The organism is Ilumatobacter sp., from assembly GCF_049588435.1.
GTDB lineage: Bacteria > Actinomycetota > Acidimicrobiia > Acidimicrobiales > Ilumatobacteraceae > Ilumatobacter_A.
This window is the reverse complement of record NZ_JBAVYV010000225.1, coordinates 1-14,704: the sequence shown is the minus strand read 5'-3', so window position 1 is coordinate 14,704 and position 14,704 is coordinate 1. Positions and strand designations below refer to the sequence as shown.

Annotated in this window: 13 protein-coding genes; 11 read left to right on the top strand and 2 right to left on the bottom strand. The window is 66.1% G+C overall.

What is annotated here, in order from left to right; genetic code table 11:
* Nucleotides 1-158: 158 nt before the first annotated feature.
* The 9 genes from WBV89_RS08665 (at nt 159) to WBV89_RS08625 (ending at nt 9,874) form a co-directional block, all read left to right on the top strand.
* Nucleotides 159-674, top strand: a complete 516-nt coding sequence (locus WBV89_RS08665; protein ID WP_423980936.1) for a hypothetical protein — start codon at nt 159-161, stop codon at nt 672-674.
* 27 nt (nt 675-701) lie between these two features.
* Nucleotides 702-1,649: a formylglycine-generating enzyme family protein gene (locus tag WBV89_RS08660; RefSeq protein ID WP_423980935.1), complete on the top strand. Its 948-nt coding sequence runs from the start codon at nt 702-704 to the stop codon at nt 1,647-1,649.
* 155 nt (nt 1,650-1,804) lie between these two features.
* The gene (locus WBV89_RS08655; RefSeq protein ID WP_423980934.1) at nt 1,805-3,397 is read left to right on the top strand and encodes a YfcC family protein; all 1,593 of its coding nucleotides are present in this window, start codon (nt 1,805-1,807) and stop codon (nt 3,395-3,397) included.
* The gene (gene arcC, locus WBV89_RS08650) at nt 3,394-4,335 is read left to right on the top strand and encodes a carbamate kinase (protein ID WP_423980933.1); all 942 of its coding nucleotides are present in this window, start codon (nt 3,394-3,396) and stop codon (nt 4,333-4,335) included. Before WBV89_RS08655 ends, arcC begins: the two co-directional genes overlap by 4 nt.
* A 73-nt stretch (nt 4,336-4,408) precedes the next feature.
* Nucleotides 4,409-5,629 (top strand): arginine deiminase, encoded by a 1,221-nt coding sequence (locus tag WBV89_RS08645; RefSeq protein ID WP_423980932.1) that lies wholly within the window; start codon nt 4,409-4,411, stop codon nt 5,627-5,629.
* A 45-nt stretch (nt 5,630-5,674) separates the two neighbouring features.
* The gene (argF, locus tag WBV89_RS08640) at nt 5,675-6,676 is read left to right on the top strand and encodes an ornithine carbamoyltransferase (RefSeq protein ID WP_423980931.1); all 1,002 of its coding nucleotides are present in this window, start codon (nt 5,675-5,677) and stop codon (nt 6,674-6,676) included.
* Nucleotides 6,673-8,070, top strand: a complete 1,398-nt coding sequence (locus tag WBV89_RS08635; RefSeq protein ID WP_423980930.1) for an amino acid permease — start codon at nt 6,673-6,675, stop codon at nt 8,068-8,070. Before argF ends, WBV89_RS08635 begins: the two co-directional genes overlap by 4 nt.
* Nucleotides 8,071-8,129: 59 nt before the next feature.
* Nucleotides 8,130-9,317, top strand: a complete 1,188-nt coding sequence (locus WBV89_RS08630) for a phosphotransferase (RefSeq protein WP_423980929.1) — start codon at nt 8,130-8,132, stop codon at nt 9,315-9,317.
* Nucleotides 9,318-9,523: 206 nt separating this feature from the next.
* The gene (locus WBV89_RS08625) at nt 9,524-9,874 is read left to right on the top strand and encodes a PLDc N-terminal domain-containing protein (protein ID WP_423980928.1); all 351 of its coding nucleotides are present in this window, start codon (nt 9,524-9,526) and stop codon (nt 9,872-9,874) included.
* 45 nt (nt 9,875-9,919) lie between these two features.
* On the opposite strand, the gene WBV89_RS08620 is transcribed toward WBV89_RS08625, so the two are convergent.
* Complete coding sequence (locus WBV89_RS08620) at nt 9,920-10,966, bottom strand: cupin (RefSeq protein ID WP_423980927.1); 1,047 nt, start codon at nt 10,964-10,966, stop codon at nt 9,920-9,922.
* Nucleotides 10,967-11,033: 67 nt separating this feature from the next.
* Between WBV89_RS08620 and WBV89_RS08615 the strand changes: the two genes are divergently transcribed.
* Nucleotides 11,034-12,281 carry a serine hydrolase domain-containing protein gene (locus WBV89_RS08615; RefSeq protein WP_423980926.1) on the top strand — a complete coding sequence of 416 codons (1,248 nt, stop codon included), beginning with the start codon at nt 11,034-11,036 and terminating at the stop codon, nt 12,279-12,281.
* Between the two features lie 12 nt (nt 12,282-12,293).
* Here the strand turns inward: WBV89_RS08615 and WBV89_RS08610 are convergent, their stop codons facing one another.
* The gene (locus WBV89_RS08610) at nt 12,294-13,301 is read right to left on the bottom strand and encodes a histone deacetylase family protein (protein ID WP_423980925.1); all 1,008 of its coding nucleotides are present in this window, start codon (nt 13,299-13,301) and stop codon (nt 12,294-12,296) included.
* 44 nt (nt 13,302-13,345) lie between these two features.
* Between WBV89_RS08610 and WBV89_RS08605 the strand changes: the two genes are divergently transcribed.
* Nucleotides 13,346-14,704, top strand: a 1,359-nt coding sequence (locus WBV89_RS08605; RefSeq protein ID WP_423980924.1) for a GNAT family N-acetyltransferase, incomplete at its 3' end; no start/stop codon positions are given.

Genomic DNA, 14,704 nt, shown 5'->3' with positions numbered 1-14,704 from the left:
CCGGCAGGCCGGACAACGGCCGGTGACACCCACCGTTCGTCGCCGGCCGCCACCTGTGGTGACCAGGGTGTGAGCGAACGCACAGGGCTGGAACCGTTTCGTCGCGAGATCGTCACCGAAGGCCGTCAGGATTGGGTGGGACCTGAGGAGGTGTGCTCATGCAAGTCCCCACGACCCCCGCCCTCGACGAGAACGAATCGGGTATCCGAATCTCGATGTCCGACGACCTCGTCGTGATCCGGCCACCGGATCCGGTCGATGTCGAGATCACGCGCGTGCTCGTCGACGCTGCTGCCTCGGCGGTCACCGCCGGCGCCGCCGTCATGGTCGACCTCGACCGCGGCCCGACCGACGATCTCCTGTGGTTCAAGCCGAGACGCGACGACTCGACGTCGCTCGCCGACGAGACCCCTGCCGCCACCGTGCTCGGCCCGGGATGGGTCCGCCTGTCGACCCGCGACGCGTACTGGACCATCGACCTCGCGAAAGGGCGCCTCTCCCGCGCCGACACCCTGGTCGATCCACATTTCGTCGCCGAGCACGACTGGACTCGCATTCGGGCGCTGTGGGTCACGTGTACCCACGTCACCGCCCTCACCGACGACGGGACCTACGTCTCGACGCGGACATCGTGGGCGAGTTCCAACCCACCGAGATTGTCGATTCCTGCGTGACGACACCTGGGGTGCGACACTGATCCGGTGACCTCCTGCTGCGGACCATCGCGCCCATCCTCCGAATCCGGCGCCGACATCGCCGGGGCGGTGCAGGACACCGATCCAGGGGGCCGGTCGGTTCCCCACGAACTCGGTCTGGTCGAGCTCACCGGGGGCGAGTTCACGATGGGGACAGCCGACGCGCAGGGTTACCCCAGCGACGGCGAGGGCCCGGAACACCGCGTCGAGGTCTCCGCGTTCTCGATCGGGCGGCACACGGTGACCAACGATCGCTTCGCCGAGTTCATCGATGCAACCGGATACCGCACGTCGGCCGAACAGTTCGGCAACTCGTTCGTGTTCGCCGGGCTGCTCCCCGACGTGTTTCCGGACACGCGCGCTGTCGCGAACGCCCCGTGGTGGCGGGAGGTGCTCGGTGCCGACTGGCGTCATCCCGAAGGACCGCAGAGCAACCTCTCGGACCGCGGCGATCACCCGGTGATCCACGTCAGTTGGCTCGACGCGACGGCGTTCTGCGAGTGGAGCGGCACCCGCCTCCCGACCGAAGCGGAATGGGAGTACGCCGCACGAGGCGGGGTCGAGGGCGCTCACTTCCCGTGGGGACACGACCGCGATCCGGGCGGAGAACACCTGATGAACGTGTATCAGGGCGAGTTTCCACAAGGTGATCTCGGCGACGACGGATTCGTCGGCCCCTGTCCCGTCGGATCGTTCGCCGCCAACGGTTTCGGGCTGCACGAGATGACCGGCAACGTGTGGGAATGGTGTGGCGACTGGTTCGACCCGGCGTACTACGCCCGCTCCCCCCGCGAGGATCCGACCGGTCCCGAGAGCGGAACTGCGCGGGTGATGCGCGGGGGTTCGTATCTCTGCCACGAGAGCTACTGCTGGCGCTATCGCGTCGATGCGCGGAGCGCAAACACCCCCGACAGCACCACCGGGAACATCGGCTTCCGCGTGGTTGCAGCCTGAGTCGAAATACCCTGTTCACGGGGTCGTCGTTCTGAGACTATGTTCCTGACCTCGACTCGTGCATTGGTCGTGTCGTGGGGAGCGCGATTCGACAGCTCAGTCGATCGTCTCATCGACAATTCACCAGGGGGCCCAGCGATGTTGACGGAGCGTGCATGAGCACCGACGACGATTCCACAGTGACCGAAACCGCGCCCACATCGGACGAGCCCACCGCCAAAGCGATCCGGTTCCCGACTGCGCTCACCGTCTTGGGCATCGTGCTCGTGGCGGTCTGGATCGCTTCGTTCCTCATTCCGTCAGGGCTCTACGAGCTCGATGCCGACGGGGCACCGATCCCCGGGACCTACGAGCAACTCGACTCGTGTGACAGCGTGGCCGAGGGCGAGGCCTGCTTCGACAAGGGAATCAAGGACCAGTTCCAGATCCTGTGGACCTCGACTCCGAACGGCCTCTACGGAATCGAGAGCCTCGAGGACGGCACCGTGGGGGCGTTCAACGACGGGTTTCTCTACGGCTCGGCTCAGGTCTTCCTGTTCGTCCTCGCCGTCGGTGCCTTCATCACCGTCACGATGAAGACCGACGCCATCCAGGTCGGGATCGGACGACTCGCGATGCGGTATCGCAACAGTCCGCAGATCCTCGTGATCGTGCTGATGTCGGTGTTCGCATTGGGTGGCACCACCTACGGCATGTGGGAGGAGACCCTCGGGTTCTACGTGCTCATGGTTCCACTCGTGTTGGCACTCGGCTATGACCGGATCGTCGGCGTGTCGATCATCTTCCTCGGAGCCGGTTCCGGCGTGCTCGCTTCGACGGTCAACCCCTTTGCCACGGGTGTCGCATCCGATGCCGCCGGCATCGAGATCTCCGACGGAATCGCTGCACGCCTCGTCATGCTGTTCATTCTCGTCCCGGTGGCGATCAGCTATGTGCTCTGGTACGGCCGTCGGATCAAGGCCGATCCGTCGAAGTCGTTGATGCCGGAAACGGGTGAGTCGGCGTTGAGGTTGAGCGGCGAGCAGGCCGAGGATGTCGACCCGTTGACCGGGAAACAGAAGTCGGTCCTCGTGCTGTTCTTCCTGGCGTTCGCGATCATGATCTACGGGTTCATTCCGTGGGAAGACGTCTGGCGGAATGTGTTCGATGCCGACTGGCCGTTGTTCACATTGGCCGATGTGCTCGGCGACTTCTACTTCACGGAGGCCTCGGTCCTGTTCATCGTGGCGGCCATCATCATCGGCATCATCGCCGGGTTGGGCGAAGCGGGAACCGTCAACACGATCGTCGCCGGCGCGTCCGACTTCCTCGGTGCCGCACTGGTGATCGTGGTGGCTCGTGGGATCACGGTGGTGATGAAGAACACCTACATCACCGACACCATCCTCAACGCCATGGAGAACGCCGTCGATGGAACGGACAGCATGGTGTTCGCCTGGATCGCGTTCGTGGTGAACATCCCGATCGCGTTCTTGGTCCCGTCGTCGTCGGGTCACGCGGCGCTGGTCATGCCGATCCTCGCCCCGGTGTCCGACTTCGCCGACGTTCCCCGATCGGTGGCGGTCACGGCCTACCAATCGGCGTCGGGCTTCGTCAACCTGATCACCCCGACATCCGCGATCATCATGGGTGGGCTCACACTGGCGAAGGTCGGCTATGACAAGTACGTGAGGTTCGTGGTGCCGTTTCTCGGGATCGTGTTCGTCATCGTGTCCGCCATCCTCATGGTCACCACGGCAATCGCATGAGAATCGTCATCGCTCTCGGAGGAAATGCCCTGCTGCGCCGGGGTCAGTTGATGTCGTACGAGAACCAACTCGCGAACGTGCGGGTTGCGTGCGACGCTCTCGCGCCGGTCGCGGCCGAGCACGAGTTGGTGATCGGTCACGGCAACGGTCCCCAAGTCGGATTGCTCGCACTCGAGGCGGCCGCGTACACCGAGGTGCCCGCGTATCCGCTCGATGTCCTCGACGCCGAGACCCAGGGCATGATCGGTTATCTGATCGAGATCGAGTTGGGGAATCGGTTGCCGTTCGATCGTCCGTTGGCGACGTTGTTGACGATGATCGAGGTGGACCCGCGCGATCCGGCGTTCGAGAATCCCACCAAGCCGATCGGGCCGGTCTACTCCCAGGACGACGCCGACCAACTCGCCGCCGAGAAAGGCTGGGTCTTCAAGACCGACGGCGATTCGCAGCGTCGAGTGGTCCCGTCACCGCGCCCGATCCAGGTGTTCCAGTTGCGTCAGATCCGCTGGCTGCTCGAACACGGCAGTGTCGTGATCTGCGCCGGCGGTGGCGGGATCCCGACGTACTACGACGACGACCACAACCTGTGCGGGGTCGAAGCCGTGATCGACAAGGACCTCGCGAGCGGCCTGCTCGCGAAGGAGATCGGTGCCGACCTCTATGTGATGGCAACCGACGCGGAGGCTGCGTTCGTCGGTTGGGGAACCCCCGAGCAGAAAGCGATCGCACGGGCCAACCCCGACGCGTTGATGGAACAGCACCGCGACGAGTTCGCGGCCGGGTCGATGCTTCCGAAGGTCGAGGCCGCATGCCAGTTCGCCCGAGCGACCGGACGCCGGGCGGGAATCGGTTCGCTGGATGGGATCACCGACCTCGTGTCGGGGCAGGGCGGGACGTTGATCTCGACCGAGTTCAACGGTGTCGAGTACCGCTCCTGAACCAGCCACCGATCATCCAGCATTCAAGCGAACGATCAACCCCATCAGGAATCTGAGCAGAGGAGAAGGAATCATGACGATCGGAGTTCATTCCGAGGTCGGCAAGCTGCGTACGGTGATCGTCCACCGCCCCGGACTCGAGCACAACCGACTCACCCCCGAGAACGCCGGCGAGCTGCTGTTCGACGATGTGATCTGGGTCAGCAAGGCCAAGTCCGAGCACGACTTCTTCGTCGAGGTGATGCGCGAGCGCGACATCGAGGTGCTCGAGGCCGAGACACTCCTCGCCGAGTCACTGAACAAGCCCGAGGCGATCGACTTCGTCTGCGAGCACATCCTCAACGAGCGCAACGTCGGGATCACCGGCGCTGCGGTCGCCCGTCAGCTCGTCGAGACATCCGACCCCACCGACGTCGCCGAGTTCCTGATCGGCGGTGTGGTGAAAGAGGACATGGATGACCTGGGTGGGTTGTTCTTCGAGTCCGCGATCGAGCACTCGATGCTCGTTCCGCCGTTGCCGAACTTCTTGTTCCAACGCGACCCGTCGTGTTGGATCTACGAGGGCGTCACGCTCAACCCGATGACCAAGGCGGCGCGGCGTCCCGAGACGGCGATCATGCAGACGATCTACACCTACCACCCGCGTTTCGCCGCCGAGCAGTTCGACATCTGGCTCGGTGGGGTCGAGGAGGACTGGGGTCGGATGCACGTCGAGGGTGGCGACGTGATGCCCATTGGCAACGGAGCCGTCATGATCGGCATGGGTGAGCGCACGACACCTCAAGCCGTCGGCTACATCGCCCGCGAACTGTTCCGCAAGGGTGCCGCCACCAAGGTCCTCGCCGTGCGGCTTCCGGCGATGCGCAGCTACATGCACCTCGACACCGTGATGACGATGTGTGACCGCGACCTGGTCACCGTCTACCCCGATGTCGTGCACGGCGCGCGCACGTGGGTGATGGAACCCGACGACTCGCTGAGCGAGATCCACACGGCCGAATACACGGGCACGGTCATCGAAGCGATGGCCGAAGCCCTCGGCGTCGAGGAGATGCGCGTCATCGAAACCGGTGGTGACAGTTTCGCTCAGGCCCGCGAGCAGTGGGACGACGGCAACAACGTCGTCTGCCTCGAGCCCGGCGTCGTCGTCGCCTACGAGCGCAACGTCGGAACCAACACCGCGCTGCGCAAGGCCGGCATCGAAGTCATCACCATCGAGGGCTTCGAACTCGGCAAGGGCCGTGGCGGTTCACACTGCATGACCTGCCCGGTCCACCGCGAACCCGCCTACTGACCCCCAGACTCACCCCTACGCCAGTTCGTCACAAAGGAGCCTGTCATGGCCTTCAACCTCAAGAACCGTCACTTCCTCAAAGAGATCGACTTCGAACCCGCAGAGATCCGGTTCCTGCTCGATCTGTCGAAGTCACTGAAGACGGCCCGCTACAACGGGACCGAACAACAGCTCCTCAGCGGCAAGTCGATCGCGCTGATCTTCGAGAAGGCGTCGACCCGGACACGGTGCGCGTTCGAGACCGCCGCCCACCACCAGGGCGCCACCGTCACCTACCTCGGACCCGACGGTTCGCACATGGGCCACAAAGAAACCGTCGCCGACACCGCCCGCGTGCTCGGGCGCATGTATGACGGCATCGAATACCGCGGATTCGGTCAGGACACCGTCGAGGAACTCGCCCGCTTCGCAGGTGTTCCCGTCTGGAACGGCCTGACCGATGAGTGGCACCCCACGCAGATGCTGGCTGACTTCCTCACGATGCACGAACACTCCCACAAGCCGTACAACGCACTGTCGTATGCCTACGTCGGCGATGGTCGCAACAACATGGGCCACTCACTGCTCGTCACCGGCGCGCTGCTCGGCAGCGACGTCCGCCTCGGCTGCCCCGCCGACCTGCAACCCAGCGACGAAATCCAGACGATCGCACACGACATCGCTGCCCGGACCGGTGCGCAGATCACCATCACCGACTCCGCGACCGACGCCGTCGCCGGCGCCGACTTCGTCCACACCGACGTGTGGGTCTCGATGGGCGAACCCAAAGAAGTCTGGGACGAACGCGTCGCCCAACTCGGCGACTACCAGGTCAACGCCGACCTCATCGCCTCCACCGGCAACCCGACGACCCGATTCATGCACTGTCTCCCCGCGTTTCACGACGCCAACACCGCCGTGGGCAAGGAGATGATGGAGCACACCGGGATGACCAACGGACTCGAGGTCACCGATGACGTCTTCGAATCCGACCGCAGCATCGTGTTCGATCAGGCCGAGAACCGCCTCCACACCATCAAGGCCATCCTTGTCGCCACGCTTGCGTGACCAACGACGACGCCGCTGACCCGGTGATCACTCCAGCCGACGGCGCTCCGCGATCGGGCTCCACCCCGCCCGCGGCGCGCCCGATGGGCACGTTCATGGCAACGTGCCTGGTCACCGGCAACATGATCGGGTCGGGCGTCTTCTTCCTCCCCCGCGCACTGTCGGCGTTCGGCTGGATCGCGATCCTCGCCTGGATCGTCACCGGCGCCGGCTCGATGCTCCTCGCGCTGACCTTCGCTCGGCTGGGCTCCGCGTATCCGTCCACGGGCGGCCCCTACATCTACGTACGCCACGCATTCGGAGACTCCGCCGGCTTCATCGTCGCATGGGGTTACTGGCTCACCGTGGTGGTCTCGAACGCGGCGGTCTCGGTCGCAGCGGTCGACTTCCTCAGCTACTTCTTCGACGGTCTCGCCGACAACACCGCCGTCAGGCTCGCAACCAATCTCGCGATCATCTGGGGCCTCACGGCCATCGCAGCCCGCGGCGTACATTCCTCCGGAGCGATGGCGGTCATCACGACCGTGCTCAAGCTGATCCCGCTGCTCGCGGTCACGATCGTCGGATTGATGGTCGCCGACCTCAGCGCCCTCGAATTCAACCCGAGTGGCGAGCCTCCCCTGACCGCACTCGGCGCAGCGGCAGCCTTGACCCTGTTCGCCTTCATCGGGCTCGAATCGGCCACGATTCCCGCCGGTGAACTCCAGCCCCCGGCCGGCCGCACCCTGGCCGTCTCCACGATCACCGGAACCGCGATCGCCGTCGTCGTCTACATCTTCGGCACCCTGGCCGTCTTCGGTCAGCTCACACCGGCCGAACTCTCCGTCTCGGCGAATCCGTTCGGGGATGCGGCCGAGTCGATCTTCGGGTCGACCGGTGGCAGCATCATCGCTGCGGGAGCGGTCATCTCGGCGCTCGGCACACTCAACGGCTTCATCTTGCTCCAGGGCCACATGCCACTCGCAGCGGCGCGCGACGGCCTGTTCCCCAACTGGTTCCGCAACGAGAACACGCGCGGTGTGCCGATGTTCGGCCTGATCGCGTCGAGCGTCATCGCATCCGTCTGCGTCTTCGTCGCCGAGCTCTCCGAGGACGGCTTCGACACGCTCGTCCTGGTCACCACGGTCACCGCGCTCCTGCCGTACCTGATGTCGGCCGCAGCGCAGCTCCTGCTGATGGTCACCGACCGCGACGCCTTCAACCCGGTTGCGCTGATCAGTGACGGAGTGATCGCCGGCCTCGCCTTCGCCTACTCGGCCTGGACGATCTGGGGGTCGGGAGCCGAGAGCGTGCGCTACAGCGCGATGCTGCTGATCGCGGGCGTGCCGCTGCTGATCATCATGCGTTGGCAACAGGCGCGAGACGGAAAGGTCTCCGACGCGGCGGCACTCTGAGGGGCCGTCGGACGACTCGCTCGACCCCTCACCGTGCCGTGTACGTTGCACAGATCATCATGCGCAGACCGACCTTTCGACGCCGCGCCCCGAGCGAGCGCCCGCACATCCCCCAGCGCGCGGACGAACTCACCGCCGAGTGGTTCACCGGCGTGCTCGACACCGGCGCGGTCGTCACCGAGGTGCACAGCGAGGAGATCGGGGTCAACGTCGGGTTCATGGGCGAGGTCCATCGCTGCCAGTTGACGTGGAGCGAGCCGACCCGCGACGACCTTCCCGCGTCGGTCATCGTGAAGGTTCCGACCCACGTCGACGAGAACTTCGCTGCCGGAGACGCCCTCCAGTCCTACGAGCGCGAGATCGTCGTCTATCAGCGGTTGGCCCCGACACTCGGTCTGCCGCTCCCCGCCTACCTCCACGGTGAGATGGACCCGAACCCGGCTGCATGGCTCGAACGACCGGTCCTGTTCCTGTTCGAGCACCTTCCGATCCGAGGGGTGAACTGGTTGATCGGCCAGTTCCTGAAGTTCTCCGGCAAGAGCAAGCGGCGGTACATCCTCGTCCTCGAGGACATCGTCGACGCCCGGGCCCCGACGCAACTGATCGGCGGATCGCTCGATGACGCCCGACAGGCGCTCGAGGTGCTGGCCCGGTTCCATGCGGCCAACTGGATGCGCACGGACGCGGCCGAGACCTATCCGAAGATCTGGCCGATGAACCGCGCGTCGCGCGTCTTCCAGGCGAGCTACATCCGCAACCGGGAACACTTCGTCGAACGCTTCGGATCGATCGTCGGCGACGACATGCTCGCCCGTCTCGACGAGATCCAGGAACGCGCACCGCAGATCAGCTCGTCGCTCGCGGCGGTGCCATGGACGCTCCTGCACGGCGACTACCGCCTCGACAACGTGCTGTTCCGGCCCGACGGAGAGATCGTGGTGCTCGACCTCCAGGGTCTCGGATCGGGGCGCCCTGCGGTCGACGTCGCCTACTTCATCGCCACCGCGCTCACGGCCGATCACCGTGCCGAGGAAGCCCAGTTGCTGCACACCTACCACGACGCGCTGGTCGAGGCCGGGGTGTCGGGGTACACGTTCGCCGAGCTCCGCCGCGACTGTGAGCTGACCAAGGAGATGCTCGCGCATCGCCTCGTCGGATCTGCCGACGTGCTCGACACCTCGATCACCGGCGAGGACGACGGGTTGCTCGACGTCATGCAGCTCCGGGTCCTCGACTGGCTCGCCTGAGCGGTGCCCGGCACTGCGTGACCGACACCCAACGCAGAATCTCCGCGACGAACGGCATCAGCCCTCTTCGCTCGCGCCGCTGATATTCTCGCCACGTCGTTTCCGGCCGTCCGGCCGGCGGCGACACAGAACTCAACGCTGTTGTACAGCACTTTCACCAGGAGAACCACGTCATGCTCGCATTTTCCGTTTGGGAAGCCCTCTGGGTGACCTTCGTTGCCTTCTTGTTCATCAGCGTGTTGATGATGATGTTCTCGGTCATCGTCGACATCTTCCGCGACCAGGAGATGAGCGGCATCGCGAAGGCCATCTGGCTCATCGCCCTCGTGTTCTTCTCGCTGATCACGTTGCTCGTCTACATGATCGCTCGCGGTCAGGGCATGGCCGAGCGTTCGGCCAAGGAGCAGGTCGAGGCCAAGGAGTCGTTCGACAGCTACGTCCGTGACGTCGCCGGTGGCGGCGCCGCCAGCGAACTCGAGAAGGCCGCAGCGATGCACAACTCCGGCAAGCTCAGCGACGACGAGTACGCCGCGCTGAAGACGAAGATCATCGGCTGATCGAGCCGCCTCCGGCGGACGGGATGCGATGCTGAGCCGACCGGCTCAGCATCCCCGTATTCCGTCCGCCGGGAGCGTCACCACCAGAGCGCGGTGGCCCGCGCCGTGTTCGGACCAACTCCAGGCGGTCCCGGGAGGAATGGCCACCGATGTCCTCGCCGCGAGGGCAACCGTCCGCTCCCCCAGGTCGAGCACGGCATCCCCGGCGAGGCCCACGACGAGTGCGAACTCGCCGTCGTGCGACAATGGTCGTCCCACCGGACCCGACGCAGACGACACCACCACCGCACCGGCGAGGCCATCGGTCGCTTCCCCGATCCCCGTGTCGACGACGTCGAGCGACGGATCGATCCACGAGGTGGGCTGTGACCCTTCGGCCACGTGGCGGACGAAACGCTGACCCGAGAACGACCGATCCGGCTCGTCCCGCGTCGTCGGAAGGTCGAGTTCGTGATCGGCGAGCGTGTCGTGCTCGGCCGGGCAGCCGATCTCGATCACCTCGAGTCCGCCGGAGCTGCGCAGCACGCGGTGCCGGATCTCGGGTGGCTGGAGCACACAATCGCCCGGATACATCCGGAACGGCTCGCCCTGGCCCTCGTACACCACGTCGACCCATCCCGCCGCGACGAAGATCATCTGGAACCGGATGCGGTGGAAGTGCACCCAGTCGGCGACGTCACCCTCCTCGTCGATCCTGATGTGGCTGGCGATGAACCGACCGCCCCACCGGTCCGGAAGCAGATCGCGGTACTGCATCCCCGCCCGACCGGTCCCGAAGTCTCCGTTCACCGCCTCGATGACCGTCAGAGTCGGTCGGTTGGGCGGGATGTCCACCGCATCGGAGCCGGAGGTGAGCTCGATGATCGACCCACCCGGCGAGACGATCTCGTCGTCCTGCGGCTCACCGTCGATGCGCACACGAACCGGATGATCCTCCGAGCCACGCCGCAGTTCGATCAGCGAGCCATTGCGTTCGACCACCACTCGTCGTGGGTCGTCCGCCGGCGACACCAGGTGCACCCGGAATCCCGCCCGATCGACGAAGAACCGCAGCTCACCATCGAGATCCGTACAGTCGACAACGGTCTGCATCGGGCCATTCTGGCGCGTCGCACATCGATGCGGCAGGTCAACACGCTCGAGCGATATCCTGGTGGCGGTGGACATCCGGCAGGACGAGACCAGGAGTCCGCTGCCATGGATTCTCGGGATCGTGCTGATCGCCGGGTTGCTCATCGCCGGTTTCATCGCCCAGGGATCGGGTTCATCTCCTTCCACGGCATCCGATGACGTCACCGCTGTCGACACGGCATCGACCGATGCGTCGATCGCGAGCGACGACACTGCTGCCCAGCCGACCGCACCGGCGCCGAGTGCGACGACCGCTGCTCCTCCGGCCGTCGATCCGACCTCCACCAGTACGACGGCGCCGGCGTCCTCGACGACACTCCCACCGACCGTCGCCGGTCCCGCACCACTGGCTGACGGTTCGTTCTCGAACACCGCCGCGGCCTTCGATCGCCTCGCCGGCGCGAACAGCGGTGCGTCGCTGACGGTGACCCGCGGGGGTGACATGGTCTTCCACGACGCGGCCGGTGCGACGATCGACGGGGCGGACGCGACGAGCGACTCACCGATGGTCGTCGCGAGCGTCAGCAAGCTCATCGTCGCGTTGGGCATCGCCCGGCTGGACGAACTCGGGCTCATCGACGTCTCGGCGCCCGCGCCATGGGCCGATCTCGACCTCGGGCAGAACGACGGATGGAACGACGTCACCGTGCGCGAGTTGCTCGACCACACCGGCGGCGTCCCCAAGGCACAGGAATCGTGGTTCACCGGCAGTGGGATCTCCTGTCGCGATCACATCCCGTCTTTGCTCACGTCACCGCCCGCGGGCGATCGCGGTCAGTGGGTCTATTCGAACGGCAACTACTGCCTCCTCGGCCTCGTGATCGAATCCGTGACCGGGGAGCCGCTCGACGTCGCGCTGCAGCGACTCGTGTTCGACCCGGTCGGCGCATCGGGGCTTCATCTCACGGGCGACGAGTTGCTTCCCGGCGATCTCCAACACTGGGAAGGTGTCGTCCGATTGTCCCAGCTCGGCGGCGCCGGAACGCTCGTCGTGTCGACCGACGATCTCGCGACGGTGTTCGACCACCTGAGCCCGGCCGACCGGGCCATACTGCAGCCGCCCGGAGTGTTCACCGATCAATACGGATTCGGCCACACGGGAACGGTCACCGGTGCGAAATCGTGCGTCTGGGTGCTCGAGGACGGGGCGACGGCCGTTGCGGCGACCATCTCGGGCAACTCGGTCGCCTCGGGTGGCGACATCTGCGACATCGTCGTCCCGGCGGTCGCGTCCGACCTCGGACTCGGCTCCGCCAAACCGGACCGCACCCCCTGAGCAGCAGTCGGCTCAGACGTCCCAGAGTTGGCGCGCCGCCGTGATGACGGGAAGACCGATCTCACCGGACGACGCTTCCTCGGGCCGGTAGTGCTCACCGACGAGCGCGCTCAGGGTCGCACCGGTCGACATCCGCAGCGCGTCGGAGTCGTACCCGCCTTCGAGCCCGACGACGACGCGACGGGCTCCGACGAGTTGGCGGAGGCGATCGGCGAGATCCGCGTAGTCGGCGGACGTGAGTTGCAGCCCGGCAAGCGGGTCGTTGCGGTGTGCGTCGAAGCCAGCGGAGATGATCAGCCACGTCGGGTCGAATCGTTCGACCACGGGGGCGATCACCTCGTCGACGGCACGACGGAACACGTCGCCGCGAGTCCCCGGAGCGAACGGGAGATTGAGGTTCGTGAACGGCGCCGCCGGTCCCCCGGTCTCGCCAGCGCGCCCGGTCCCCGGATACAGCGGAGCCTGGTGCGTCGAGACGTACAGAACCTGGGGATCGTCGTAGAAGATGTCCTGCGTTCCGTTCCCGTGGTGCACGTCCCAGTCGATGATGGCGACCCGCTCACCTCGGTCCGTCAGGGCTCGCGCCGCCACGGCCACGTTGTTGAACAGGCAGAAGCCCATCGCCGTGGCATGTTCGGCATGGTGACCCGGCGGGCGGCTCGCGGCAAACGCGACGTCGCAGGTCCCGGACTCGAGCGCATCGACCGCATCGAGCATCGCGCCGGCGGCGCGGCGCGCGGTCGTCCACGAGCCGGACGTGACGTACGTGTCGCCGTCGATGTGACCGCCACCCGCCTCGGAGAAGACCCGGATCCGCTCGACCATCGCGGCATCGTGGACTCGGCAGAGTTCGTCGACGGAGGCGAGGCGAGGCTCGACCATACGGGTCGCATCGTTCAGTCCGGCGGCACCGATTCCCTCGAGCGAGGACCGGAGACGACCGACCTGTTCGGGATGTCCCAGGGGCGCATCGTGCGCGTCGAGATCGACAGCGGAGAACACGGCGATCGGCTGATCCACGTGTCCAGCGTACGCTGGGTCGTCATCGGTGCCATGCTGGTCCGGTGAACACGCCCGACACGACCGAATCGCGTTGGGCGACGACCGTCGTTCTGGGCGACGGCTCGACGGCATTCATCCGCCCACTCGTGCCCGACGATCAAGAGGCGCTGCTCGCGTTCCACATGGCGCAATCGCGCGACAGTGTGTATCGACGGTTCTTCTCCCCGAAGCCGACGCTCTCGACATCAGAACTCGCCCACTTCACCACCGTCGACATGGTCGACCGGGTCGCGCTCGCCGTCGAGGTGCACGACGAGTTCGTCGGATGGTGCAGCTACGAACGCCTTCCCGGTCGCGACGAGGCCGAGGCCGCGTTCATGGTCGACGACCGCTACCACGGTCTCGGGATCGCCACGCTCATGCTCGAGCACCTCGCTGCGATCGCGCGGGTCAACGGCATCGCGCGGTTCGCAGCCGAGGTGTTGAGCGACAACCGCGGAATGCTGGCGGTGTTCGCCAAAGCCGGCTGGCCCCTCCAGCGCCGCTTCGACTCGGGCGTCGTTGATCTCGACTGGGAACTGACGGCGACCGAGGAGTTCATCGACACGGTCGAACGACGCGAGCAACGGGCAGACTCCCGCGCGGTCGCGCGCATCCTGCTCCCACGTGCGATCGCCGTGATCGGAGCGTCGGACCGCGAGGGTTCGGCAGGCAACGTCCTGTGGCACAACGTGCGGTCCAAGGCGAACGTGCCCGTCTACCCGGTCAACCCGCGTCTCGAGGACCTCGACGGAGTCCGGTGCTACGGATCGGTGGGCGACCTTCCGCCCGAGGCGTCGCTCGCGATCATCGCCGTTCCGCCGGGCTCGCTCGAATCGACGATCGACGCGTGCATCGAGAAGCGGATGCGCGGCGCGGTGGTGGTGACCAGCCCCGACGGTGACGAGTTCGACGTGCCGACGGTCGTCGCTCGCGCCCGCCGGCACGGACTTCGACTGATCGGACCGTCGAGCCTGGGAGTCGCGTCCCTCCACCCCGACTCGGCGCTGCAGGCGGGATTGATCGACGTGACGCTCCCCGCCGGAGGGGTCGCGATCTCGATGCAGTCCGGTTCGCTCGGGGCATCGCTCCTGCGACGGGCACGCGATCTCAACATGGGTCTGAGCTGGTTCGTCTCGCTCGGTGACAAATCCGACGTGTCCGCCAACGACCTGCTCCAGTTCTGGGAACACGACCAGTTCACCCGCGTCATCGGCCTCTACACCGAGTCGTTCGGCAACCCGCGCAAGTTCGCGCGCATCTCGCGGCGGGTCAGCCGGACGAAGCCGATCGTCGCGGTCCGCACCGGTGCCGCCGCCGACGGGCTCGGGAGCGCCCTGTACCAGCAGGCCGGACTCATCGAGGTCCCGACCGTCCATGCC

Excerpts from the sequence above, each read along its gene's own strand:
- WBV89_RS08665 (WP_423980936.1), top strand. The coding sequence starts at position 159 with ATGCAAGTCCCCACGACCCCCGCCCTCGACGAGAACGAATCGGGTATC.
- WBV89_RS08620 (WP_423980927.1), bottom strand. The coding sequence starts at position 10,966 with ATGCAGACCGTTGTCGACTGTACGGATCTCGATGGTGAGCTGCGGTTC.
- WBV89_RS08645 (WP_423980932.1), top strand. The coding sequence starts at position 4,409 with ATGACGATCGGAGTTCATTCCGAGGTCGGCAAGCTGCGTACGGTGATC.
- argF (WP_423980931.1), top strand. The coding sequence starts at position 5,675 with ATGGCCTTCAACCTCAAGAACCGTCACTTCCTCAAAGAGATCGACTTC.
- arcC (WP_423980933.1), top strand. The coding sequence starts at position 3,394 with ATGAGAATCGTCATCGCTCTCGGAGGAAATGCCCTGCTGCGCCGGGGT.
- WBV89_RS08655 (WP_423980934.1), top strand. The coding sequence starts at position 1,805 with ATGAGCACCGACGACGATTCCACAGTGACCGAAACCGCGCCCACATCG.
- WBV89_RS08630 (WP_423980929.1), top strand. The coding sequence starts at position 8,130 with ATGCGCAGACCGACCTTTCGACGCCGCGCCCCGAGCGAGCGCCCGCAC.